This is a genomic window from Streptomyces sp. NPDC002888 (assembly GCF_042888465.1).
Lineage (GTDB): Bacteria > Actinomycetota > Actinomycetes > Streptomycetales > Streptomycetaceae > Streptomyces.
Genome location: NZ_JBIAPU010000016.1, coordinates 57281 through 81531, shown reverse-complemented (window position 1 = coordinate 81531; position 24251 = coordinate 57281). Strand labels below are relative to the sequence as shown.

The following is a 24251-nucleotide window of genomic DNA, read 5'->3' as shown; positions in this document are numbered from 1 at the left end:
TTCAGCTCCGGCGGCGCTTGGCGCCCGCCTGCAGTTCCTGGCGCAGCCGTTCCGGGCTCCAGCCCTCGGTGACGGCCTGCCAGACGGTGTCCGCCTGGGAGGGCGGGGCGAGACCGTCGACCGGTGGGTCGAGGTCGAGGTTGGTGGGGAAGGGATAGCCCTCGGCGCCGGCGGCGATCACACGGCGTAGCCAGTCTTCCGGGGCGCCTTCGGACTTGCGCCGGAGCAGGACCGGGTAGAGGGCGTTGGTCATGGCCTGGCGGTCGACGCTTTCCATGGCGCGACCGAAGGCGGAGGAGATCTGCAGCAGGTTCGCCATGCGTCGGATGCCGGCCGAGCGGTTGTGTCCGGCGGCGTGGAAGAGCGCCGGGTTGAAGAAGACGGCGTCGCCCTTGTCCAGGGGGAGCTGGACGTGGTGGGCGTCGAAGTATGCGACGAACTGCGGCAGGCGCCAGGCCAGATACCCGGGTTCGTACTTCTGTGAGTGCGGCAGGTACAGCGTCGGGCCGGACTCGGTGGGCATGTCGCAGTGGGCCACCGCGCCCTGGAGGGTCAGCACGGGGGAGAGGCGGTGGACGTGCGCGGGGTAGGAGGCGGCGCGCTGTTGGGAGAGGAAGCCGAGGTGGTAGTCGCGGTGCACGCTCTGCGCGGCGCCGCCGGGGTTGACGACGTTGACCTGTGAGGTGACCTGGTGGGCGGGGCCGAGCCAGGCCTCGCAGACCAGCTCCAGCATGTCGTTGGCGTAGTAGTCGGCGAACACCTCCGGTGCCCGTACGGCGACCTTGTCCAGCGCGTTCCAGACCCGGTCGTTGGCGCCCGGCTTGGCGAAGTGGTCACCGCGGGCCGCACCGGAAGCACGCTCCTCCTCGATCAGGGCGAAAAAGGCCTCCGACATGCCGTCCACCACACCGGCGTCGGCGAAGGCACGCTTCAGCACGACGATGCCGGGCCCGTCCAGCAGTGTGCGGACCAACTCCTCCTGCACGGCTCGCCGGCCCTCGCCGGTGGCCGCCAGGGAGCGGAGCCGCTCGCTGTCGTAGAGCGGAACGTTCTGCTCCACCCGCTCCGCCGAAGGATGATCGGCGGGGTCGGTGCGCTGCTCCACGAGTGAGCGGAACGCATCGAGGTCGCAGTCCGCCTCGGTCAGCCAAGTACGCGCTCCCGCACCGGTGGGGGACATCGCAGGTCCTTTCGCAGTCCGTGCGTTTCTGCCAGTGTTGAGAACCCGAACCCATCATTCAATGCTTGGCGGTACATCAAAACTCCATCATCAGCGTGGGGGATCAGTCATGCGTCACCCCTACCCGATCAGGGAAATCGCCCGTCAGGCCGGACTGAGCACGGCCACGGTCGACCGCGTCCTCCACCAGCGGGGCAATGTGCGGGAGAGCACCATCAGAGAGGTGCGGGAAGCCATCAAGGACCTGGACCGCCAGCAGACCCAGGTCCGCATCGCCGGCCGCACCTTCATGATCGACATCGTGATGCAGGCCCCGGAGCGCTTCTCGACCGCGGTACGGGACGCGCTGGAGGCCGAACTGCCCTCCCTGCATCCGGCTCTCGTGCGGTCGCGCTTCCACTTCCGTGAGACCTGCCCTCCCGACGAGCTGGTGGGCACCCTGGACAAGATCGCCAAGCGTGGTTCTCAGGGCGTGATCCTCAAGGCCCCCGACGAGCCGGAGATCGCAGCCGCCGTCGGGCGACTGATCGCGGCCGGCGTCCCCGTCGTCACCCTGGTGACCGACGTGCCGCACAGCGCGCGTCTGGCGTACGTCGGCATCGACAACCGCGCGGCGGGCGCCACCGCCGCCTACCTGCTCGGACAGTGGCTCGGCAGCCGGCCCGGCAACGTGCTCACCACCATCAGCCGCGGCTCCTTCCGCGGCGAGGAGGAGCGTGAGATGGGCTTCCGCAGCGCGATGCGCCTCGCGGACCCGAAGCGTTCCCTGGTGGAGGTCACCGACAGCGACGGTCTGGACGCCACCCAGCACGATCTCGTGCTCGAGGCGCTCAAGCGCGACGAGGACATCATCGCCGTCTACTCCGTGGGCGGGGGCAACCTGGCGACCCTCGACGCCTTCGACGCGCTCGAGCGGGAGTGCGCGGTGTTCATCGCCCACGACCTCGACCACGACAACACCCGTCTCCTGCGCGAGCGCCGCCTGTCCGCGGTCCTCCATCACGACCTGCGCCAGGACATGCGCCGCGCCTGCCAGGTCATCATGCGCGCGCGCCAGGCACTGCCCGACGACGGCCCCTCACTGCCCTCGGTGATTCAGGTGGTCACGCCGTTCAACATGCCGCCGGGTGTCCCGTCCGTGCCGCTCGTCGGCTGAACCCGCGGCTCACCTGCGCTTGCGCAGTCGGTCGAGCAGGCGTTGCGCCTGAGCACGGCGGCGCGGGTCCGCTGCGGCTCGCCGTGCCGTGTCGATCGTGCGGCGTCCTTGCGGGCTCTTGGCGAACTGCTTGATGCGCTGGATGACTGTGGACATGAGTCCCCCCTTCCCTGGACTTCCAGGTAGTGATCACTTGCTTGTTCGTCTACCCCGGGCGCAGCCGTTTCAGGCCGCACATTGCAGCTGTTCTGCGAAGACGCGCGTGTGCGCACCGGCGGGGAGTTCGGGTGTTTTACGGTGGGCTGATGCGACTTGTGCCTAGGTGGGCGTTGCTCTCGTCGGGGTGTGCGCCCGTCCTGTGGGCCGGAGGCTGGACGATCGCGGGATTGCTCGAGGGTTCCGGATACGACCCTGTCACTCAGACGATCAGCGTGTTGGCGGCCTACGGCGCTCCGGGGTTCTGGGTGATGACGGGAGCGCTGGTCGCCCTCGGCGCCTGTCACCTGCTGACCGCTTGGGGGCTGCGCCCGGCAGCGCTCGCCGGACGCGTGGCGCTGGGGGCCGGGGGAGTGGCGGCGTTGGTGGTGGCGCTGCTCCCGGCACCGAGCAGCGGGGGCTCCCTGCGCCACGGTTCGGTCACGGTGACCGGGTTCACTCTTCTGGCGGTGTGGCCGGTCCTGGCCGCCGACCGCAGGGCAGCCACACCGTGGGGGCTGCGACCCGCACCCTCCCTCGTGGTGACCGCGCTGATGGGCGTGGGCGCAGCATGGTTCTGGGTCGAAATGCAGGGGCACGGTGCCGTCGGTGTCGCCGAACGCATCGTGACGTCCGTTCAGTCCCTGTGGCCCTTCGTGGTCGTGGCCTCCTGTGCCCGCCACCGAGATCACGAGGAACTCCCGACCTGACTGCGACCGACGTCCGCACCGGCGAGATGGACACCGCGCTAGGCTGTATACAGCGAAGTGTGCGGCGGGACGGTGAGGAGATCCATGGCTCGGGCGACTGGTAAGAGCGAAGCGGTCTACGAGCGGCTGAAGGGCGACATCGAGTCGCTGCGGCTGCGCCCGGGCGCCAAGCTCAGCGAGGTCCAGCTGGGCGAGGAGCTGGGCGCTTCGCGCACGCCCGTGCGGGAGGCCATTCGGCGGTTGGCCAGGGACGGTCTGGTCGACTTCGTGCCGGGCGAGGTGGCCCGGGTGGCCCCCATCTCGCTGGGCGGGGTGCGGGCCCTGTTCGAGTTCCGGATGCTGCTGGAGCCCCGTGCGGCCGCGTCGGTCGCGACGGCGGGCGCGGCCGACGAGCGGGTGCTGGTGCCGTTCCGTGAACTGCTGGAGCGGCTGGAGGAGTTCGACGCGTCCTTCCGTGCGCTGGACGCCGCCGCGCAGGTCCGCTCGTACCAGAAGTTCTACGACATCAGTGAGGGCTTCGATCAGGCGGTCATCGCCGCGTGCCGCAACCCGTACCTGGCCCGCACGATCCGCGACCTGCGCGGTCAGACCGTACGCCTGCGCCATCTCTCGCACAGTGGGCCGCGCCGCATGCTGACGTCGCTGGAGGAGCACCGCGCGATGCTGAAGGCGATCGCGCTGGGAGACGCTCAGGCGGCGGAGGCGGCCTGCCGGCACCACCTCGCGCAGACCCTCCAGGCGCTCATCGACAGCCTGACCAGCCAGGATCTGACACTTGGGGCGGACGTCCAGGTGGACGTCGCGGGCTGAGTCGCAGCGCGAGGGTTCCCCGGGGACCGTCCGTCCACGTCCGCTCAGGTCTGTGGTTTCCGTGGCTCGATTGCTGTATACAGGTCTGGATACAGAATGCAGGCACGAGTGGATGCACGAGTGAATGCATTCCCGTTCGATGCGAGGGGCCGTCCTATGCCGCACGCTCAACGCCGGTGAGCCTCACGCTATCGAGTGCAACAGCTGTCGCGCCATCGCTGGATCGAGCGATTCAGCGCAACAGTCCGGTGAGGACTAACTCTCGGGCACGGGACGGTCGTTGATGACGTTCTTTATGACAAGGGCGGAGTTCAGACGCTGGACTACCCCGGCAGTCGGGCGAGCTGCTGGTCGTACAGCTCCTGGAATGCGACCAGGTCGGTGGTCGCGACCCGCAGGAGGTAGTCGGGCTCGCTGACAGCCGCCGCTTCGTCCGCGGGCTGGACGCGACGGTGGCCGTGGCCTCTTCGAAGGCCGTGACGGTATCGGGGGTCTCCCAGCGCAGAGTGGCAAAGACGAGTGCCTCGAAGTTCAGGCCGACTGCGGCCGGGTCGACGACAGCGCGGTAGCAAGGAACTCCGCTCCGGCCCTGTCGTGGGAGTCCGTGCTGTGAGGGGTACTGACAGGGACCCCCACTGATCGCTTCGTTTTCCTACGCTGGGATCCATGGACAACCGGGCCGAGGTCAGCGCATTCCTCAAGTCCCGCCGCGCCAAGATCACGCCGGAGCAGGCGGGCATGCCGGTGTACGGGCAGCGGCGTGTGCCCGGGCTGCGCCGCGGTGAGGTCGCGATGCTCGCCGGGATGAGCGTCGAGTACTACACGCGCCTGGAGCGGGGCAACCTCTCCGGGGTCTCCGACAGCGTCCTGGACGCCCTCGCCCAGGCGCTGCGCCTGGACGACACCGAGCGGGATCACCTCTACGCCCTGGCCCGGGCGGCCAACACCAGTGCGGCCCGGCTCCGGCGCCGCCCGAAGAAGGCCATCGTGCGGCCCAGTGTGCTGCGCATCGTCGAGGCCCTGCACGACCAGCCGGCGTACGTGCGCAACAACCGCATGGACCTCCTGGCGGCCAATCCGCTCGCCCGCGCTCTGCTCAGCGAGGTCTTCGAGGTGGAGCCGGCCAACACCTGCCGGTTCGTCTTCCTCGACCCCCGCGCCACCCGGCTGTTCCCCGACTGGGAACGCGTGGCCCGCGACGGAGTCGGGGTGCTGCGTGTCGAGGCAGCCAACAACCCCTACGACCGGGAGCTGTCGAACCTGATCGGTGAGCTGTCCACCCGCAGCGACGCCTTCCGCACCATGTGGGGCGCGCACGACGTGCACGTCTTCACCGAGGGAACCAAGCGGTTCCACCACCCGGCGGTAGGCGAGATGGAGCTGGTTCACGAAAGTCTGGACCTGCCCGGTGAACAGGGGCTGTCCATCACCGTGTACAGCGCCGACCCCGGCACCCCGGCCGCGGACGCCCTGAAGCTGCTGGCCAGCTTGGCAGCGAGCCGGAACCGGGACGCGGCCTCCTCTCAGGCCCACACCGAGCGCTGACGCCAGCTGGCCCCTGCGGGACTCCCCGCCCCAGCACCGCCCTCAGGCCGTTCGGCCCGCTGCATCTCACGCCCGCCGCACCCGGCGTCACGTCAGCTCCGGCCATCGAGACCGCCCACCTCCCGTGCCGCGGCCGTTTACCCCGATTCGCCGTGTACACGCTCACCTTCTCGTCATGAGGGGGTCCCTGCTGTTACCCCTCACAAGCGTGACTGTCTGCCGGGCTCGGCTGCTGGTTTCGTGGATTGCGGCGGGCCTGAATTGCTCCGCTCGCACCACCTACGGCGCGCATGCCGATTTACCGGAACGCCTCCGGATGACCGGGGCCCGCGCCAGCTCTCTTGAAAGGATCGTCAGTGAGTTCCCCCTCTTCCACGAAGCCGGACACCTCGGCAGCCGCACCCCTCACGGGTGACGGCGGCACGGCAGCGCCTGCCGGGAAAGTCAAGCTGCCGCCGGTGGTGTGGCTGCTGGGTGCCATCGCCTTCATCATGGGCACCAGCGAGTTCGTCGTCTCCGGCCTGCTGCCGCAGATTTCCGGCACCCTCGGTGTCAGCATCTCCAGCGCCGGGATGCTGATCACCGCCTTCGCCGTCGGCATGATGATCGGCGCGCCCGTGATGTCCATAGCGACCCAGCGCCTGCCGCGTCGCTCGGCCCTGGTCGCCGCGCTGCTGGTCTTCGCCGCGGGTCACGTCGTCAGCGCGCTCAGCTCCAACCTGGGGCTCGCTCTCGTCGGCCGGGTCGCTGCCGCGCTGGGCAACGGAACCTTCTGGGCCGTGGGCGCGGTGGTGGCGACCGCCGCCGCGGGACCGGCCGCCAGCACCCGCGCCACGGGCGTCATGGTCGGCGGCATCACCCTCGCCAACATCGTCGGCGTCCCGCTCGGTACGGCAGCCGGCCAGCTGGGCGGCTGGCAGACCCCCTTCTGGATGCTCGCCGCTTTCGCCGTGGCTGCCGCCGTGGTGGTGGCCCGCAGGGTGCCCGCCGACACCACACGTGCCGACAGCTCCCTGCGCGCCGAGACGGCCGCGCTCAAGCATCCGCGCCTGTGGCTGGTCTACCTGGCCACCGCACTCATCCAGGCCGGCATCATGGGTGCCTACAGCTACGTCGCCCCGCTGCTGACCGAGCGGGCCCACCTCGCGACGGCCGTGGTGCCGCTGGCGATGCTCGGCTTCGGCATCGGCGCGCTGGCCGGCACCACGGTCGGCGGGCGCCTCGGCGACCGCCGCCCCTACACCACGCTGATCCCGGCCACCGCAGTCACGGCCGTGATCCTGGGCGCCATCACCCTGTGGGCGACCAACAGCGTCGTGGCCGTCGTCCTGGTCGTGCTGCTCGGCGCAGCCGGCTTCGCCAACAACCCCATCGTGGTCGGCGAGGTCGTCCACATCGCCGGAGCCGGCCGGTCCCTGCCCATGGCCCTGGCCACGTCCGCGTTCCAGGTCGGCATCGCCACGGGTTCCTGGATCGGCGGCATCGCCCTGACCTCCAGCCTGGGCCTCAAGGGCCCGTCGCTGGTCGGCTTCGCCTTCGCCCTCGCGGCCCTGCTGCCGCTGGGCCTACTGGCCGCCTCTCACCGCAAGACGGAATCAGCGCGGAGCTGACACCGCTTGGGGAGGCCGGGCCCTCCCTGTCCGGCGACCATCCCGCGGTCGTCTCGGTCCTCATCGGCCCGCGCACGCTCCAGCATCTGGAGACTCCGCTGCCCGCGGCCGACGTGGTCCTGGACTCCGTGGTCTTGGATTGCATCGCCGCCCCCGTCGCCCTGGCACGGTCATCACCCCGGCCGACAGCAGCTTCGCCAACCCCGCCCTGGAACCGGCGGCCCGCCGACGCTGACCAGGGGACTTGCACCGAACACCGAACCAGCAAGGAGCATCCATGCGGTACCGCACACTCGGCAGCTCGGACCTCCAGGTTTCGGAGATCTCCCTCGGCTCGTGGCTGACCTACGCCGGCGGCATCGAGGCCGACGCGACCCGTGCCTGCGTCGAAGCGGCCTTCGACGCCGGCATCAACTTCTTCGACACCGCCAACGTCTACGGGCGAGGAGCCGCCGAGACGGCATGGGGCGAGATCCTCTCCGCCCACCCCCGCGACTCCTACATCCTGGCCACCAAGGTCTGGGGCCCGATGTCCGACGACCCGGCCGACAAGGGCCTGTCTCCCGCCCAGATCGCCCAGCAGATCGACGCCTCCCTCACGCGCCTGAAGACCGACTACGTCGACCTGTACCAGGCGCACCGCTTCGACCCGTCCGTGCCGATCGAGGACACCATCGAGGCGTTCCAGAAGGTCGTCGAGCAGGGCAAGGTCCGCTACCTCGGCTTCAGCGAGTGGACCCCCGAGCAGGTCCAGGCCGCGATCGACATCGCCGGCCCTGACCTGTTCGTCTCCTCCCAGCCGCAGTACTCCATGCTCTGGCAGGCCCCCGAGGCCGAGGTGTTCGGCCTGTGCGCCGCGAACGGCATCTCCCAGATCGTCTGGTCCCCCCTCGCCCAGGGCGTCCTGACCGGCAAGTACAAGCCCGGCCAGCCCGTCCCCGAAGGGAGCCGGTTCGCCACCGAGACGATGGCGGTCTCCCAGGACCTCGTCTACAGCGACGCCATCCTGGAGGCGGTCCAGCGCCTCGCGCCCATCGCCGAGCAGGCCGGGATGAGCATGCCCACCCTGGCGCTGGCCTGGGTCCTGCGCCGCAGCGAAGTCGCCTCCGCCATCACCGGCGCCTCCCGCCCCGAACAGGTCCACGCCAACGCCGCCGCCTCCGGCGCGAAGCTGTCGGACGCCCTGCTGGCGACCGTCGACCAGGCCCTCGGCGACGTCCCCGTCACCGAACCCACCCTCGCCACTTCCGCCCAGGCCGGAGTCAAGCACCGCTGAGCAGACGGCTGCTGCCCGGCCGACGCCCCCCACAGCCAGAAAGCGAAGGTCTCAGCCATGACCAGCAAGATCCCCCACATTTCCCTCAACAACGGCGTGCAGATGCCGATTCTCGGCTTCGGCGTCTTCCAGATCCCCGAAGACCAGACCCAGCAGGCGGTGGAAGCCGCGCTCGAAGCCGGCTACCGCCTGCTCGACACCGCCTCGGCGTATGAGAACGAGCGCGCCGTGGGCCGGGCCATCGCCGCCAGCGGCATCCCCCGCGACGAACTGTTCATCACCACCAAGCTGTGGATCCAGGACTACGGCCAGGACAGCGCCATGCACGCCTTCGACCGCTCGCTCGACCGCCTCGGTCTCGACTACCTCGACCTCTACCTGACCCACCAGCCCTTCGGCGACTACTACGGCGCCTGGCGGGCCATGGAGGACCTCAACCGGGCCGGCCGCACCCGGGCGATCGGCGTCAGTAACTTCTACCCCGACCGGCTTGCCGACCTCATCACCCACAACGAGATCGTCCCCGCCGTCAACCAGATCGAGACGCACGTGTTCTTCCAGCGCACGGGCGACCAGAACCTGATGCGTCAGCACGGCGTCCGGCACGAGTCCTGGGGACCGCTCGCCGAAGGCGGCCAGGGCTTCTTCGACAACCCCGTGCTCGTCGACATCGCCCGCGCCCACGACAAGTCCGTCGCTCAGATCGCCCTTCGCTGGCTTGTCCAGCGCGAGATCGTCGTGATCCCGAAGTCGGTGCGGCCCGAACGCATGGCAGAGAACCTCGACGTCTTCGACTTCCAGCTCACCGACGACGAGATGGCACGCATCGCCGGCCTGGACACCGGCCGCAGCCACATCTTCGACCACCACGACCCCGAAAAGGTCACGTGGCTCGGCGGAGTGCGGTTCGACACCTGATGCCGCGCCGCGCCTCACTCCCGCAGTCACCCACCCCCAGTTACCTTCCCCGGCCACCAGGTGGTCGGCCGGGCACCGCCCGGCCCGGAGACGCAGGACACCGCTCCGTCGTCCTCCAGCCGCTTTCACAGGAAGCAACACCATGCGCATTCGCTTCGCTCACGTCGCAGCAATCCCCGCTCTCGCGGCTGTTCTCGTCTCGCCCCCGTCCGCGTCCGCGGCCGCCGGAGGAGACCGTACGCAGCCGGTCATCACCCGGGTGAAGACCGCGGCCGCGTTCGACTTCGCCTCCGGCGACTCACCCGAGAACATCACCGTCGACCCGGACGGCTCCCTGACCGTGTCCCTGCTGGGGGTCCCCGCGAACAAGCCGCCGAAGCTGATCCGCATCACCTCGTCCGGACAGCGCACCACCCTCGTCGGCGGGCACCTGGGCGATCAGATCACCGGCAACGCCCGCGGCAGCGACGGCACCGTCTACTACAACGTGGACTCCGACGACGCCTCCCGGAACGGGACCTGGAAACTGCCCCCGCATGGCCACCCCCAGCGTCTGGCAGCCCTGCCCGATGGCCTGCCCAACGGCCTGGCCATCGATCGGGCGGGCCGTACCCTCTACGCCGCTGACAGCTACAACGGCACGGTATGGGCCGTGCCCGCTACCGGTGGACCGGCGAAGATCTGGCTGAACGGCCCGGCGCTCGCAGCCGACCCCGACGGCTCCCTGCCGCTGGGCGTGAACGGCGTCCGCTTCCACGAGGGCGCCGTATGGGTGAGCAACTACAGCCAGGGAAAGCTGCTGAGGATCCCGGTCACCGCCCACGGGACCCCCGGCCGCATCCACACCGTCGCAGACAACCTCCCCGACTTCGACGACTTCTCCTTCCTCAACAATCACTCCGACACGGTCTTCGCCGCGCAGAACGACCCGACTGACCGGGTCAGCGTCGTGCACCCGAACGGGACCCACGAGACCGCCCTGACCGTCGACGACGGCCTCGCCTCACCCACCACCACCGCCGTACGCGGCAATGAACTGTTCATCGCCAATGCCGGATTCAACGCACCCCACGACGCGAAACTGCAGCGCGGAACCATCAACCTCGATGCCCTCACCGCGCACCCCCGGCACCACTGAGGCGGCCCGGGGAACCCCAAGGCCCGCCAAGCGGGCTGAAGTCGGCGCGGAGGCGATGACGTCCAGTCTGTTCGGGGGACGGTGACACCGCCGCCCCCTGACCCACAGAAGCCGGTCGCCGCCTCCGACCGATGCCACGAACCGTCCAGGTCGTCCCGAGCCCGCCGCAGCTCTCCCCCCACCGCGGCGTGAGCCGCACAACGACAAGGAGCACCATGGAGTACCGCAAGCTCGGCAACACCGGAACCGCCATCTCCCGCATCGCGTTCGGCACGATGTACTTCGGCGTCCATACCCCTGAAGACGAGGCGTTCGCGCTCCTGGACGCGTTCGTGGACGCCGGGGGCAACCTGGTCGACACCTCCAACGTCTACGGCGGCGGCAGCAGCGAAGAGATCATCGGCCGCTGGTTCGCCAGCCGCCCCAGCGACGTCACCGACCGCGTCGTCCTGGCCACCAAGGGCCGCTACGGCACCGGCACCGACGTCAACAGCCTCGGCTCCACACGGCGACGCCTGCGCCGATCACTGGACGGATCCCTGCGCCGCCTCGGACGCGACCACGTCGACCTGTACCAGATCCACGCCTGGGACCCCCTGACGCCGATCGAGGAGACGCTGTCCTTCCTCGACGACGCCGTCCACGCGGGAAAAATCAACTACCTGGGACTGTCCAACTTCACCGGCTGGCAGCTCCAGCTCACCCTCTCCACCGCACAGCAGATGGGCACCCACGTGCCCGTGACGCTCCAGCAGCAGTACAGCCTGCTCTCCCGGGAGAGCGAATACGAAGTCATCCCCGCCGCACTGCACAACAACGTCTCCCTGCTGCCCTGGTCCCCGCTCGCCGGCGGATTCCTCACCGGCAAGTACCAGCGCGGCAGCACCCCCGCCGCCGACACCCGCGCAGGCTCCGAAGACGAGCTCTACCAGTGGGTCTCCGCCGAGTACGCCGCCTCCGACCGCAACTGGCACACCATCGACGCGGTCGTCCGCATCGCCCGCGAGACCGGCGCGACGCCCAGCCAGGTCGCCCTGGCCTGGGCAGCCGACCAGCCCTCAGTGACCGCTCCCATCGTCGGCGCCCGCACCCTCACCCACCTCACCGAGAACCTCGGTGCGGCCGAACTGCACCTCGACGCCGATACCACCGCCGCCCTCAACACCGTCAACGCACCGCAGCACGGCGGTTACCCCTATGGAGGCTTCGGCACCGCGCAGCGCTCCCGCGACTTCCACGGCAGCAAAGCCCAGGCGAACCTCATCGACGGCGGAAGCGACGCACCTCTCGGTCACGCATAGCCGCGCCGAGCGGGTCCGCGTACGCACGGCTCGGTGTACGCCCATGTCGGCGAGCACTGCCGCCACATGCAAGTGGTCAGCCTCGGTGGTTTCCGCCGTCCTCACGCTGCAGGCGCAGGCTCTCCGACAGCAGGTTCATCGCCGTTACGTACGGCTGGACCGCGCTGCCGGGCCGCTTGCCCCGTCGGCGCGGCAGGTCGATCCTGATACCCGCCTCGGTGCGGGCCTGCAGCCCGTAGAGGATCTCCGCGACGACCCGGTCCGGCAGTCCCCGCAGACACAGCTCACGATCGGGATGGCCGAGGTCGTACGCCGCCATACTTCCTCGTCGCTCACCTCACCGCGTCTGCGGGCGGACTTCAGCCGCAGCGAGTGTGCCTGGCAGTAGCGCGAAGTGTCGTAGTCACGCAGCCGGTAGCAGACCTCCACCTCGCACTGCCCCGTGCTCGCCCGCGGGATGACCGCGGGGTGGGCGAGGAAGTCCTCCATGATCAGCTTTAGGGTGTCCACCCGCTGACGGTGGTGCGGATCGCACAGTGCCACCTGGGCCGACTTCGCCGGCCGTCCGCAGCGCGGTACCCGGCACATCTCCTGCCGCATGCCCACCATCCGCGGCTTGACGATCTGGACGAATTCCTCCAGGGACAGAACTGACTCTTTCGTAACAACCCGCCACAGAGCCATACCCCCCGAGAACGAGCCTCGAAGAACCAACGAAACCTTCCCGTGCCACGTCACACCACAGGCTCATCCGCCCCAGAAAACAACCCCGCCACCGGTGAGCCGCTGGCCACGTACGACGGCTGGGACGAGGCCCGCACGGAGGGCGCCGTGGCACGAGCCCATGCCGCCGCCCGCGCCTGGGCCCTCGCACCGGTCGGCGAACGGGCCGCCCGCGCCGCCCGACTGGCCCGTACCCTCCGCCAGCACAAGGACCGCCTCGCCGCTCTGGCCGTCACCGAGATGGGCAAGCCGATCACACCCAGGTGGGCCCGCTCGCCCGCGACGACCTGCGGGCGGCGATCCATCGACAGGTCGAGGAGTCCGTCGCTGCCGGGGCCCGCCTGCTGACCGGAGGCGCACCGCTCCCCGGCGACGGCTACTTCTACCGGCCGACCGTCCTGGCCGACACCGGACCGGGCATGCCCGCCTTCGACGAGGAGACCTTCGGGCCGCTCGCCGCCCTCGCCGTCGCTCGGGACGACAAGGACGCCGTACGACTCGCGAACGCCACCGTGTTCGGGCTCGGCCTGAGCGTCTGGACGGCCGACCCCGGCCGTGGCGTCGCCCTCGCCCGGCGTGTCACCAGCGGAGCGGCCTTCGTCAACGCGATCGTCGCCTCCGACCCACGCCTGCCCTTCGGCGGCACCAAGCGCAGCGGCTACGGCCGTGAACTGGCCGCCGCCGGCATCCGCGAGTTCACCAACACACGCACCTACTGGGTCACCGCCTGACAGGTCCGCGGAGCGGCGCCCCACGGAACACCCGCTGAGGGCGCCTGCCCGTTCAGCCCTGTCGGCGCTGATCAGGCCCGACGTACCAGCTGTGCCGCGCGCTCGGTTCGGGGCCAGGGGGAAATCGCCAAATGCGGGCCGGATTTCGTCGGGGCGTCTCCTCGGGTCTTGATCATGTGCGACCGGGTCTGCTTGGGTGCGATCGCATCAGCTTCACGTCCTTTCACATCCTTCGTGCGGAGCAGAGTCTTCATGGCCTTACGTCTGGCGACGACCGTCGAGGAGGGGCGCAGCCGATGACCACGTACGATCCGGACCCGCGCATGGCCGTCATCGGGATGGCCTTCCGGCTGCCCGGCGCCGACACCCCCGAGGAGTTCTGGCGCGTCATCCACGACGCCACGGACTGCGTCACCCGCTTCACCGAGGAGGAGCTCGCCTCCGCCGGTGTCCCCGCCGAGCAGTACCGGGCGCCGGACTTCGTCGGCGCCTCCGCCGTCCTGGACGACATCACCGGCTTCGACGCCCACCACTTCGCGATGAGCGCCCGCGAGGCCCAACTCACCGACCCCCAGCAGCGCATGTTCCTGGAATGCGCCCAGCACGCCCTGGAGAACGCCGGATACCCGGACGAGCGGGACGGCACCCGGGTCGGCGTCTACGCCAGTACGGGCTACCACCTGTACGCCCTGCAGAGCTACCTCCTCAACAACGTCCTGCCCGGCCGGTCCGTCGACGACTGGATGACCGGCATGCAGATCACGTTCGGCAACTACAGCGACTTCACGGCCACCCGCGTCGCCTACCGGCTCGGGCTCACCGGCCCCGCCGTCAGCGTCCAGACCGGCTGCTCCAGCTCCCTCGCCGCCGTGCAGTTCGCCGCGCAGTCGCTCCTCATGGGCGACTGCGACATCGCCCTCGCCGGCGCCACCGCCGTCCATGTGCCCCAAGTCCTGGGCTACCGCTACGTCAAGGGCTCGATCCTCTCCAAGTCCGGCCGAGTGCGGGCCTTCGACGCCGGAGCCGACGGCACCGTGGGAGGCACCGGCGTACTGGCCGTCGTACTGAAGCGGCTGGCCAGAGCCGTAGCCGACGGCGACACCATCCACGGGATCGTCCGTGGCTGGGGCATCAGCAACGACGGGTCCGGCAAGAAGGCGTACACCGCCCCCAGCGCACAGGGCCAACGCGCGGCCATCCGCCAGGCCCTGGAGCGTGCGGGCGTCGGCGCGGACACCATCGGCTACCTGGAGGCCCACGGCACCGGCACGCTCAAGGGCGACCCGATCGAGTTCGAGGGCGCCACCGCCGCGTACCGCGAGGACACCGACCGCACCGGCTACTGCGCCCTCGGCTCGACCAAGGCCAACATCGGTCACCTGGACGCGGCCTCCGGACTGGCCGGACTGGTCAAGACCCTGCTGGTCCTGAAGCACGGCGTCATCCCGCCGATGGCGAACTTCACCGAGCCCAACCCCGGCATCGACCTCGACCCCAGCCCCTTCTACATACCCCGCGCCGCCCGGCCCTGGCCCGAGGGCGACACACCCCGCCGCGCGGGCGTCACCTCCCTCGGCGTCGGCGGCACCAACGTCCACCTCGTCCTCGAACAGCCTCCCGAACCCGCGCCCCGGACCGCCACGGCCCCGCCGCCGGACGTACTCCTGGTCTCCGGAAGCAGCGAGGGCGCCCTCGTGGACAACGCCCGCGCCTTCCGCGACCGATTACGGCAGCGGCCCGGCACCCCCATGGCGGACCTCGTCACCACCGCCGCCCTCGGCCGCGCCCACGGCCGCCACCGGATCGCCGCCCGGGGCTCCACCCCGGCCGCCCTCGCCGGCGCCCTCGACACCTGGCTCGCGGGCACTGCCCAGGGGACGGTGACCACGGGAACGACACCCCGGGAAGGCGCCGCCCGCGTGGCGTTCCAGTTCACCGGGCAGGGCAGCCCGTACCCCGGAATGGCCGCCGCCCTCTACGAGCGGTTCCCCGCCGTCCGCGAGGTGCTCGACACCTGCGAAGACCACTACCGCGCCCTCACCGGGGGCTCGCTGCTCGCCGGGCTGCCCGCGGACGGCGTCCCCGGGGGCGGGCCGGGTCACGCACCTGGGGACGGGCCTCTGTGGGAAACGGACACCGCGCAGCCCGCGTTGTTCACCCTGCAGTGCGCCCTCGTCCGGCTGTGGCACGACACCGGCGTCGACCCGGACGCCGTGACCGGGCACAGCGTCGGCGAGTACGCCGCGCTGTACGCGGCCGGAGCCCTGTCGCTCGACGACGGTCTGCGCCTCACCGCCGCCCGCGGCCGGCTGATGCAGCAGCGCTGCGCGCCCGGCGCGATGGCCGCCGTGGCGCTCGACCGGGAGGCCGCCCTCGCCCTGGCCGCCGAGGTGCCCGGCCTGGAGCCGGCCGTGACGAACGGGGAGCGCGCCCAGGTGCTCGCCGGGCCCGTCACGGCCGTGGACCGGCTGTGCGCCCTGCTGGCCGAGCGCGGCATACCGGGTGAACGGCTGCCGGTGACACGCGCCTTCCACACCGCACTGATGGAACCGATGCTCGCGGAGTTCCGGACGGTTCTCGGCGAGGTGGCCCTGCGACCGGTGGTAATCCCGTTCGTCAGCGCGCTGGACGGCGTGACCCGCCCGCCCGGCTGGACCCCGGACGCCGACCACTTCGTCCGGCACACCCGTGAACCCGTCCGCTTCGACGAGGCATTGCGCGGCATCGGCGGACAACAGCCCGACGTACTGGTCGAGATCGGGCCGCACACCACGCTCAGCGGTCTGGCCCGGCGGGCGCTGCCCGACGTGCGGTCGCTTCCCTCCCTGCGGCGCGGCGCCGGGCTCGGCGCACTCTGGGGCGCCGCGGCGGGCCTGCACTGCGCGGGCGCGGACATCGGCTGGCGGGTACTCCTGGCGGGCTGCGGCGGCAGGCGCATTCCGCTGCCCGGATACCGATTCCAGCACCAGGACCACTGGACAGGGCCGGAACTGACGGCCCTGCGCACGGGAACACCAGCGAGAAATGGAGCCGAAGTGGTACTGGCACAGCAAGAGGCAGCGGTCGCGCGGGTACTCCGGAGCATCGCCGAGTCGACCGCCCGGCACCTCGGCGACGATCCGTCGAGGATCAGCGGCGACGTGTCCTTCTTCGACCTCGGCGCCGACTCGCTCCAGATGATCAGCGTGCTGCGTGAGCTGGAGCTGGAACATCAGGTCAAGGTGACGATGCGGCAGCTGTTCGAGGAGACGGGTACCCCGCGCCTGCTCGCGGAGTTCATCGTCGCCCGCATGCCGGGGGTCGAAGCGCCGATGCCGCAGCCGGAGCCGCCCCGGGAACCGGAACCGGTCCGGGCACCGGAGCCTGCGCCCGCCGTCACCGCCCCCGCGGCCACACCCGAGTACGCGACCCGGGAAGAGCTGGAGGACCTCGCCCACAAGCTCCACCAGATATCGCAGATACAGCTCCAGATGATGTCCCAGCTCTCCCAGCTGCTCTCGCTCCAGACCGCTTCGGCCACCCTCCAACTCAACGGCAAGGTGGCCAAGTGACGGGCCTGAACGGCGTCTCCGAGGCCCTGGGCCGGGACCTGGCGGCCATGGAGGAACTCTCGCGGCGCATCGCCGAGCAACTGGGTGGCGAAGCGCCGGCCACGGAACACCCCGCCGAACCACAGCGCGTACACGGCCCCCGGGTGACCGTAGCCCGCACCTCCGGCATGGTCCGGGACGCCTCCCCGCAGTCCCAGCAGCAGCACCTGGACGACCTCGTACGCCGCTACACCGCCAAGACCCCCACCTCGAAGCGGATCGCTCAGCGCCATCGCCGTGTCCTGGCCGACAGCCGTGCCGTCGTCGGCTTCCGCAGCGCGACCAAGGAGATGCTGTACCCCCTCGCGGGCCGCCGGGCGAGCGGGGCCCGGCTGGAGGACGTCGACGGCAACGAGTACGTCGACATCACCATGGGCTTCGGCGTCCTGCTCTTCGGCCACGACCCGGCCTTCGTCGCCGACGCCGTCCGAGAGCACCTGTCCCGGGGTATCCAGCTCGGCCCCCGCGCCGTGGAGACCGGTGAGGCGGCGGAACTGCTGGCCGAGCTGACCGGCCTGGAGCGGGTGGCCTTCGCCAACTCCGGTACGGAGGCCAACGCCGCGGCCATCCGCCTCGCCCGCGCCGCCACGGGCCGCGACAAGATCGTCAGCTTCCTGGGCGCGTACCACGGCCACGCCGACAACGTTCTCGGCCGCACCTCGGGCACCGGCGCCGACCAGATCACCGTGCCCGTCTCCCGCGGCATCCCGCACGGCGCCGTCTCCGATCTGCTGGTGCTCGACTACGGCAGCGACACCTCCCTGGAGACGATCGAGCGGCATGCCGACCGCATCGCCGCCGTCGTGGTGGAACCGGTGCAGAGCAGACATCCCTCCCTGCAGCCCGCCGAGTTCGTGCGGAAGCTGCGGGAGCTGACCCGCCGCCACGGCATCGTCCTGCTGTTCGACGAGATGCTGACCGGCTTCCGCCCGGCCCTGCGCGGCGCGCAGGAGCTGTACGGCGTCACACCGGACCTCGCCACCTACGGCAAGCTGCTCGGCGGCGGCTTCCCCATCGGTGCCATCGCGGGCCGCGCCGACATCATGGACGGCGTCGACGGCGGCCACTGGACGTACGGCGACGACAGCTACCCGCCCGCCGACACCACGTTCTTCGGCGGTACGTACATCCAGCACCCCGTGTCGATGGTCGCCGCGCGTGCGGTTCTGGCCCACCTCAAGGAGCACAGCCCGCGCCTTCAGGAACGCCTGAACGCGCGAACCGCCGAGCTGGCCGCCACGCTCAACGGCTTCTTCGAGGCCGAGGAGTACCCGCTGCGCATGAGCCACTTCGGCTCCCAGTTCCGCTTCGAGCACCACGCCGACATGGAACTCCTCTACCACCACCTGATGCTGCGCGGCGTGCACGTCTGGGAGTGGCGCAACTTCTTCCTGTCCACCGCCCACTCCGACAGCGACATCGAGTTCGTCGCGGACGCGGTGCGCGGCTCGCTGCGCGAGCTGCGGTCGGCGGGATTCTTCCCGGGCGGGCAGCCGGTGGCCCCCAGAGCAGCAGCACCAGAGCCGGTCGCGTCGGCCGAGGCTGTGCCTGCCCCCGTTGCCTCCATGGCCTGGAACGCCGCCGCCGTCAACGAATCCCGCACGGCAACAACACCCACGAGCGCGGCCGTCCCCCGCACCACCGACTTCGGCGTCTACTTCTTCGGCGACTACCCGCAGGACGCCTCGACGCCCAGGCACGGCCAGTACGAACTCCTCATGGAGGTCGCCCGGTTCGCCGACCGGAGCGGCTTCCACGCTCTCTGGATGCCGGAGCGCCACTTCCACTCCTTCGGCGGCCTCTTCCCCAACCCGGCGGTGCTCGCGGCCGCGCTGTCCCGCGAGACCGAGCGCATCCGGCTGAACGCCGGCTCCGTCGTGCTGCCGCTCCACGACCCCATCCGGGTCGCCGAGGAGTGGTCGATGGTCGACAACCTCTCCGGCGGCCGCGTCGGCATCGGCGTCGCCAGTGGCTGGAACGCCAACGACTTCGTCTTCTTCCCCGACCGCTTCGGCCGGCACAAGGAGCTGATGTACGAACAGCTGGAACAGGTGCGGAAGTTCTGGCGCGGGGACGCGCTGCGGCGCACCACCGGCGACGGCGAGGCGGAGGTGCGGCTGTTCCCACGGCCCGTACAGGACGCTCCGCCCCTGTACACCGCGGTGGTCGCCAACCCCGCCTCGTACGAGCTCGCCGCCCGCCACGACCTGGGCATCGTCACCAACCTGATGACCCAGAGCGTGGAACAGCTCCAGGAGAACATCACCCGCTACCGGCGCGCCCGGGCCCGGCACGGCCTGGACCCGGACGCGGGGCCCGTGGCCGTCCTGCTGCACACCTACCTCGCGGAAGACCGTGACAGGGCGCGCACCGAGGCGTACGAGCCGCTGTCCCGCTACATGCGCGCGTCCCTGTCGCTGTTCAGCGGTGTCACCAGCAGCCTCGGGCAGGGCGTCGACCTGTCCGACCTGAGCGAGGACGACCTGGACGTGGTGTTCCGCCGCGCCTACGGCCGTTACTGCGACCAGCGCGCCCTGATCGGCACGGTGGACAGCGTGGGTCCGGTGGTGGACGCGGTGACCGCGGCGGGCGCCGACGAGATCGTCGCCCTGGTGGACTTCGGTGTCGCGCCGGACGAGCTGCGCGCGGGCCTCCCACACCTCGACGCGCTGCGCCGCCGCCACCGGGAGAGAAACACCGCCGAACCGCTGCCTGTCGCGCCCGCGCCCGCCGTCCCCGCCACGGTAGTAGCCGCAGCACCCGCCGCCGATGACGCCCCGCTGTCCCCGGGCCAGCAACGGATCTGGTTCCTGGAGCGCCTGCTTCCGGGGCGTACCGCCTACAACGAGGTCAAGGCGATCCGCCTCGACGGCCCCCTCGACGTGCCCGCTCTGCGCACGGCACTGCAGGGCCTCGTCGCCCGCCACGAGGGACTGCGCACCGTCTTCCGCGAGACCCGGGGCGAACCGCGGCAGGTGGTACGGGAATCCGCCGAGCCCGACTTCGACGTCGTGGACGGCACCGGCAGCCCGCGGACCGCGCTCCGGGACGTCCTCGCGGCGGAGAGCGCGCGTCGCTTCGACCTGACGGACGGCCCGCTGTTCGTCACCCGACTGGTCAGGCTCGCCGACCAGGAGCACGTCCTCGTCCTCTCGCTGCACCACATCGTGGTCGACGCCGCCTCCGCCACCGTCCTGGCCCGCGACCTGTCCGCTCTCTACCGGGCCGAACGCGACGGCACGGCCCCCGCCCTGCCCCCGCTCACCTGGAGCTACGCCGACCACGCCCGCGACTGTGCGGTCTCCGCGGACAGCCCCGACGCCGAAGAGGACCTGGGCTACTGGCTGCGCACGCTCGGCGGCGAACTGCCCGTACTGGCCCTGCCCACCGACCGGCCGCGCCCCGCGACGATGACCTCCCACGGCCGGGCCCTCTTCAAAACCCTCGACCCGGAACTGTCCCGGCGGCTGCGCGAACTCAGCCGCACCCGCCGGAGCACCCTGTTCATGACCCTGCTCGCCGGGTACGCGACGATGCTGCACCGGGTCACCGGGCAGACGGACATCGTCGTCGGCACCCCGATCTCGGACCGGCCCGAGCGGGCCGAGCACCTGCTCGGGTTCTTCGTGAACACCCTCGCGCTGCGCTTCGACCTTTCCGGCGATCCCTCGTTCACCACACTCCTTGACCGGGTGCGCACGGTCGCCCTCGACGGGTACGACCACGCCCGGGTGCCGTTCGAGAGGGTGGTGCGCGAGCTCGCCCCGCCGAGGGCGGCCGACCGCACGCCGGTGTTCCAGGTACTCGCCGAGTTCCAGCGCACCGAACCGTTCCGGTTCGAACTGCCCGGCATCGAGGCCACACCGCTGGACGCCGGCCCGGACAAGGCCCTGACGGACCTGACCGTCTACTTCACCGACCAGCCGCAGGGCGTGCGCTGCCATCTGGAGTACAACACCGACCTCTTCGACCAGGACACCGTCGAGGGGTTCTTCGCCACCTTCCGGGACCTGCTCGTGGCGGCCGTCGACACACCGGAGACACCGCTGTCCCGGCTCGCCCCGGCGGCCACGGACGGACAGCCCGTGCCACCGTCCTGGCAGCGGGGACCGTCCCGCCCGCTCGCGGACACCGGCGTCCACGCACTGGTCGCCCGCCAGAGCGCCGAGCATCCGGACTGCACGGCTGTGATCAGCGGGGACACCCGGCTGACCTACCGTGACCTGGACGAGCGGGCCGAACGACTGGCCGCCGTCCTCAGGGAACGGCGCGCGCCGGAACGGACGCGCGGCGGCAGCGAGGTCGTCGCCCTGTGGCTGCCCCGTTCCGCCGACCTCGTCGTGGCCATGCTCGCGGTCCTCAAAGCGGGTTGCGCCTACGTGCCGCTCGACCCGTCCCTCGGCCGGGCACGCGCCGAGCAGGTGATCGCCGAGTGCGGCGCCCGGACCGTGGTGTCGACGCCGGCCGGGGCGGCCGCTCTGAAGCTGCCCGGGGGAGTCACCACCGTGTCACCCGACGCCACACCGCGGAACCCCGGGCACACCGTGACCACCCCCGGCGGCGGCGCTTCGGCGTGCTGTGTCGTCTACACCTCGGGCAGCACCGGCACCCCGAAGGGCGTCGTCCTGCCGCACCGCGCCGTCGTGGACCTGTGCCAGTGGCACCACCGGCGCTTCGCCCACGGCGCCGCCGACCGCAGCGCCGTCGTGTGCAGCCAGAGCTTCGACGCCTCGATCCTGGAGATCTGGCCGGCGCTGACCGCGGGCGCGTCGGTCACGATCGCGGACGAGGAGGTGCGCAGGGACCCGTTGGCCCTGGCGCGGTGGTACGCCGAGCAGTCGGTCACGTTCTCCATCCTGCCCACGGCCCTGGGCGAGCAGGTGCTGCGGCTGCCGCCGGGCGACCAGCCTCCGCTGCGTCACCTGCTGCTGGGTGGTGACGTACTGCGCACCCGGCCACGGCCCGAGGCACGGTACGAGACGGTGAACGTGTACGGGCCGACCGAGGTCACCGTGCTGTGCACCGTGGAAACCGTGACGCCCGAGGGCCCGGATCAGAGCCAGGACCCGGTCCGTCCGATCGCGCTGGGACGCCCGGTCGACAACGTACGGCTGAGCGTGGTCGACGAGTCCGGCCGCCCGGTGCCCGTCGGCACCGTGGGCGAGCTCCACGTCGGCGGTCCGGGGGTCGCCCTCGGCTATCTGCACAGGCAAGAGCTCACCGAGGAGCGCTTCGCGCCGGACCCGGAAGGCCAAGGAGGCGGTCAGGGCTCCCGTATGTACCGCACGGGGGACCGCGTGCGGTGGACCGTGGACGGAAAGCTGGAGTTCCACGGCCGGGCCGACGACCAGGTGAAGATCCGCGGCTTCCGGGTCGAGCCGGAGGAGGCGTCCCGCGCGCTCAACGGCCTGGACGGCGTGCGCGAGGCGGCCGTGCAGGCCCGCCGCAACGACCGGGGCGAGGCGTATCTGGCCGCCTACGTCGTCCCCGCCGACCCGGTCGGTGAATCTGCCGACGACCGGCAGGCGTTCGCCGACCTCATGGCCGAGGAACTGGCGGCCCGGCTGCCGGAGTACCTCGTGCCGCGCGCCTGGCGGATCCTGTCCACCCTGCCCGTGACGGGCAACGGAAAACTGGACCGCTCGGCGCTGCCGTCGCCCGACCTCGTCACCGCGGTACCGAGGCGGGAGCGGCAGGAAGCGCCACAGGAGGTGCGAGAAGCAGGCCGCCGCACGGACATCGAGCGGAGGGTCCGGGAGCTGTGGGCGGAGGAGTTCGCCGTCGACGCCGACGGCATCGGGGCCGACACCTCGTTCTACGACCTGGGCGGCGACTCGATCACCGCGATGCGACTGGTGAACCGGGTCCGTGAGGAGTTCGGCAGCGAGTACCCGATGGCGCGGTTCTACCAGGAGCCGACGCTGCGGGCCATGACGGCCCAACTGGCCGACACCGCAGGGGAGTCGGCCGGGCCCGGGCCGTCCGGGCACGATGGCGGGCCCGGCACCGTGGAGCGCCGGGCGCCCGCCACCGTCCAGCAGGCCCGCTTCGCCACGGTGCACGCCGACCACCTCCTTCCCCAGGTCTTCAACGTCGCCATGCGGATCACCTTCTCCGGGACGCTGGACGTGGCGGCACTGCGCACCGCCCTGACCCGGCTCGTCGAGCGGCACGAGGGCCTGCGCACCCGCCTGGTCCGCAACGGAGAGGGGTGGGAGCAGGAGGTGCTGCGGCCCCGGCCGGCGGAACTGGCCGTCGAGGACCTCACCGCGCGGCCGGCACCGGAGCGGCGGACCGCCCTGGAACGGGCCGCCGCCGAGGCCGCCGAGACACCGATCGATCCCACCGACGGGATCCCCATGGCCCTGCGCCTGCTGCGCACGGACGAGAGCACCTGGGTGCTGCTCCTCGTCCTGCACCACTCCGCCTGCGACGGATGGTCCGTCAGCCTGCTGCTGAAGGAACTCGCCGCGCTCTACGGCTCGGCCGTCACGGGTGAGCCCCCGGCCTCCCTGCCGGCCGTGCCGTACCAGCCCGTGGCGTACGCCCAATGGCAGCGCGAGCAGGTCGACAAGGCCGCCGACGAGCGGAAGCTGGAGTTCTGGCTGCGCGAACTGGACGGTCTGCCCTTCACGGTCGACCTGCCGCTGGACAGGCCCCGGCCGAAGAGCGCGAGCGGGCGCGGTGGCGCCGTGATGTTCACCGTGCCGGCTCGGACACGCGCCGCCGTGGAGCGACTGGCGAAGCAGCGCGGCACGACTCCCTTCGTCGTCACGGCGGCGGCCCTGGCCCGGATGCTCGCGCGAAGGTCCGGGCAGCCGGACGTCGTGTTCAACATCTCCCACGCCAACCGTGAGCGCCGCGCGTTCGAATCGCTCGTGGCCTGCACGATCACAGGGTTCGCGCTACCGGTGCGAGGCGGATCGACCGGTTCCTTCGCCGCTCTGACCGATCAGGTCGCCCGTACGGCGGTGGAGTGCATGGACCGGGCCGTGCCGGTGCGCCGTATCGCCCCCGCCATGCGGGAGCGGAAGGGCGTCGACCTGCCGGACCGGCTCGACGTCGGCTTCGCCTACCAGAACTCCCTGGAGACCGATGTCGAACTGCCCGGCCTGACCACGGCCGTCGAGGACCTAGCCCCCGCCGCCGCCCGGACGGAGCTCACCTTCGGGCTCGTCCCGGCCGGCGACGAACTGAACGGCTTCGTGGAGTACTCGGCCGACCTGTGGGACCGCACGACCGTCGAGGGCTGGGCCCGCGACTACGTCAGGCTGCTGCACGAGGGAGTCGACGAGGCTCTCGGAGACCCACGGGCTTGACCCGGCTACACCTGGCAGGGCCGGCGGCACCTGGCAGGGCGAGGCGCCC

At 71.0% G+C, this 24251-nt stretch carries 16 protein-coding genes; 13 read left to right on the top strand and 3 right to left on the bottom strand.

Features of this window, described 5'->3' with window-relative positions; all coding sequences use genetic code 11:
- Position 1: 1 nt before the first annotated feature.
- Positions 2-1180 (bottom strand): phytanoyl-CoA dioxygenase family protein, encoded by a 1179-nt coding sequence (locus tag ACFYWX_RS25465; RefSeq protein ID WP_389426404.1) that lies wholly within the window; start codon positions 1178-1180, stop codon positions 2-4.
- 109 nt (positions 1181-1289) lie between these two features.
- Between ACFYWX_RS25465 and ACFYWX_RS25460 the strand changes: the two genes are divergently transcribed.
- Complete coding sequence (locus ACFYWX_RS25460; RefSeq protein WP_389426403.1) at positions 1290-2336, top strand: LacI family DNA-binding transcriptional regulator; 1047 nt, start codon at positions 1290-1292, stop codon at positions 2334-2336.
- A gap of 9 nt (positions 2337-2345) precedes the next feature.
- Here the strand turns inward: ACFYWX_RS25460 and ACFYWX_RS25455 are convergent, their stop codons facing one another.
- Positions 2346-2492 (bottom strand): hypothetical protein, encoded by a 147-nt coding sequence (locus ACFYWX_RS25455; protein ID WP_389426402.1) that lies wholly within the window; start codon positions 2490-2492, stop codon positions 2346-2348.
- A 149-nt stretch (positions 2493-2641) separates the two neighbouring features.
- Between ACFYWX_RS25455 and ACFYWX_RS25450 the strand changes: the two genes are divergently transcribed.
- The 8 genes from ACFYWX_RS25450 (at position 2642) to ACFYWX_RS25415 (ending at position 11839) form a co-directional block, all read left to right on the top strand.
- Positions 2642-3241 carry a DUF998 domain-containing protein gene (locus ACFYWX_RS25450; RefSeq protein ID WP_389426401.1) on the top strand — a complete coding sequence of 200 codons (600 nt, stop codon included), beginning with the start codon at positions 2642-2644 and terminating at the stop codon, positions 3239-3241.
- 84 nt (positions 3242-3325) lie between these two features.
- Positions 3326-4051, top strand: a complete 726-nt coding sequence (locus ACFYWX_RS25445; RefSeq protein ID WP_389426400.1) for a GntR family transcriptional regulator — start codon at positions 3326-3328, stop codon at positions 4049-4051.
- A gap of 666 nt (positions 4052-4717) precedes the next feature.
- On the top strand, positions 4718-5596 hold the full coding sequence (locus tag ACFYWX_RS25440; RefSeq protein ID WP_389426399.1) for a helix-turn-helix transcriptional regulator: 879 nt from the start codon (positions 4718-4720) through the stop codon (positions 5594-5596).
- A gap of 356 nt (positions 5597-5952) precedes the next feature.
- Positions 5953-7206 carry an MFS transporter gene (locus ACFYWX_RS25435; RefSeq protein ID WP_389426398.1) on the top strand — a complete coding sequence of 418 codons (1254 nt, stop codon included), beginning with the start codon at positions 5953-5955 and terminating at the stop codon, positions 7204-7206.
- A 277-nt stretch (positions 7207-7483) separates the two neighbouring features.
- The gene (locus ACFYWX_RS25430; RefSeq protein WP_389426397.1) at positions 7484-8482 is read left to right on the top strand and encodes an aldo/keto reductase family protein; all 999 of its coding nucleotides are present in this window, start codon (positions 7484-7486) and stop codon (positions 8480-8482) included.
- A 57-nt stretch (positions 8483-8539) separates the two neighbouring features.
- Entirely contained in the window at positions 8540-9400 is an 861-nt protein-coding gene (locus ACFYWX_RS25425) for an aldo/keto reductase (protein ID WP_389426396.1), read from the top strand.
- A 142-nt stretch (positions 9401-9542) separates the two neighbouring features.
- Positions 9543-10538, top strand: coding sequence for an SMP-30/gluconolactonase/LRE family protein (locus ACFYWX_RS25420; protein ID WP_389426395.1), 996 nt, complete (start codon positions 9543-9545; stop codon positions 10536-10538).
- A 215-nt stretch (positions 10539-10753) separates the two neighbouring features.
- Entirely contained in the window at positions 10754-11839 is a 1086-nt protein-coding gene (locus tag ACFYWX_RS25415) for an aldo/keto reductase (RefSeq protein ID WP_389426394.1), read from the top strand.
- A 76-nt stretch (positions 11840-11915) separates the two neighbouring features.
- Here the strand turns inward: ACFYWX_RS25415 and ACFYWX_RS25410 are convergent, their stop codons facing one another.
- Positions 11916-12158: a hypothetical protein gene (locus ACFYWX_RS25410; protein ID WP_389426393.1), complete on the bottom strand. Its 243-nt coding sequence runs from the start codon at positions 12156-12158 to the stop codon at positions 11916-11918.
- 407 nt (positions 12159-12565) lie between these two features.
- Here ACFYWX_RS25410 and ACFYWX_RS25405 point away from each other — a divergent pair, with 407 nt between their 5' ends.
- The 4 genes from ACFYWX_RS25405 (at position 12566) to ACFYWX_RS25390 (ending at position 24202) form a co-directional block, all read left to right on the top strand.
- On the top strand, positions 12566-12910 hold the full coding sequence (locus ACFYWX_RS25405; protein WP_389426392.1) for an aldehyde dehydrogenase family protein: 345 nt from the start codon (positions 12566-12568) through the stop codon (positions 12908-12910).
- Positions 12826-13293, top strand: a complete 468-nt coding sequence (locus ACFYWX_RS25400) for an aldehyde dehydrogenase family protein (RefSeq protein WP_389426391.1) — start codon at positions 12826-12828, stop codon at positions 13291-13293. Before ACFYWX_RS25405 ends, ACFYWX_RS25400 begins: the two co-directional genes overlap by 85 nt.
- Positions 13294-13589: 296 nt before the next feature.
- Positions 13590-16844 (top strand): type I polyketide synthase, encoded by a 3255-nt coding sequence (locus ACFYWX_RS25395; protein ID WP_389426390.1) that lies wholly within the window; start codon positions 13590-13592, stop codon positions 16842-16844.
- Complete coding sequence (locus ACFYWX_RS25390; protein ID WP_389426389.1) at positions 16841-24202, top strand: MupA/Atu3671 family FMN-dependent luciferase-like monooxygenase; 7362 nt, start codon at positions 16841-16843, stop codon at positions 24200-24202. Before ACFYWX_RS25395 ends, ACFYWX_RS25390 begins: the two co-directional genes overlap by 4 nt.
- Positions 24203-24251 lie beyond the last annotated feature (49 nt).

Coding starts and splice junctions, on each gene's coding strand:
- ACFYWX_RS25465 (WP_389426404.1), bottom strand. CDS start 1,180: ATGTCCCCCACCGGTGCGGGAGCGCGTACTTGGCTGACCGAGGCGGAC.
- ACFYWX_RS25455 (WP_389426402.1), bottom strand. CDS start 2,492: ATGTCCACAGTCATCCAGCGCATCAAGCAGTTCGCCAAGAGCCCGCAA.
- ACFYWX_RS25410 (WP_389426393.1), bottom strand. CDS start 12,158: ATGGCGGCGTACGACCTCGGCCATCCCGATCGTGAGCTGTGTCTGCGG.
- ACFYWX_RS25425 (WP_389426396.1), top strand. CDS start 8,540: ATGACCAGCAAGATCCCCCACATTTCCCTCAACAACGGCGTGCAGATG.
- ACFYWX_RS25440 (WP_389426399.1), top strand. CDS start 4,718: ATGGACAACCGGGCCGAGGTCAGCGCATTCCTCAAGTCCCGCCGCGCC.
- ACFYWX_RS25445 (WP_389426400.1), top strand. CDS start 3,326: ATGGCTCGGGCGACTGGTAAGAGCGAAGCGGTCTACGAGCGGCTGAAG.
- ACFYWX_RS25450 (WP_389426401.1), top strand. CDS start 2,642: ATGCGACTTGTGCCTAGGTGGGCGTTGCTCTCGTCGGGGTGTGCGCCC.
- ACFYWX_RS25430 (WP_389426397.1), top strand. CDS start 7,484: ATGCGGTACCGCACACTCGGCAGCTCGGACCTCCAGGTTTCGGAGATC.
- ACFYWX_RS25420 (WP_389426395.1), top strand. CDS start 9,543: ATGCGCATTCGCTTCGCTCACGTCGCAGCAATCCCCGCTCTCGCGGCT.
- ACFYWX_RS25395 (WP_389426390.1), top strand. CDS start 13,590: ATGACCACGTACGATCCGGACCCGCGCATGGCCGTCATCGGGATGGCC.
- ACFYWX_RS25415 (WP_389426394.1), top strand. CDS start 10,754: ATGGAGTACCGCAAGCTCGGCAACACCGGAACCGCCATCTCCCGCATC.
- ACFYWX_RS25460 (WP_389426403.1), top strand. CDS start 1,290: ATGCGTCACCCCTACCCGATCAGGGAAATCGCCCGTCAGGCCGGACTG.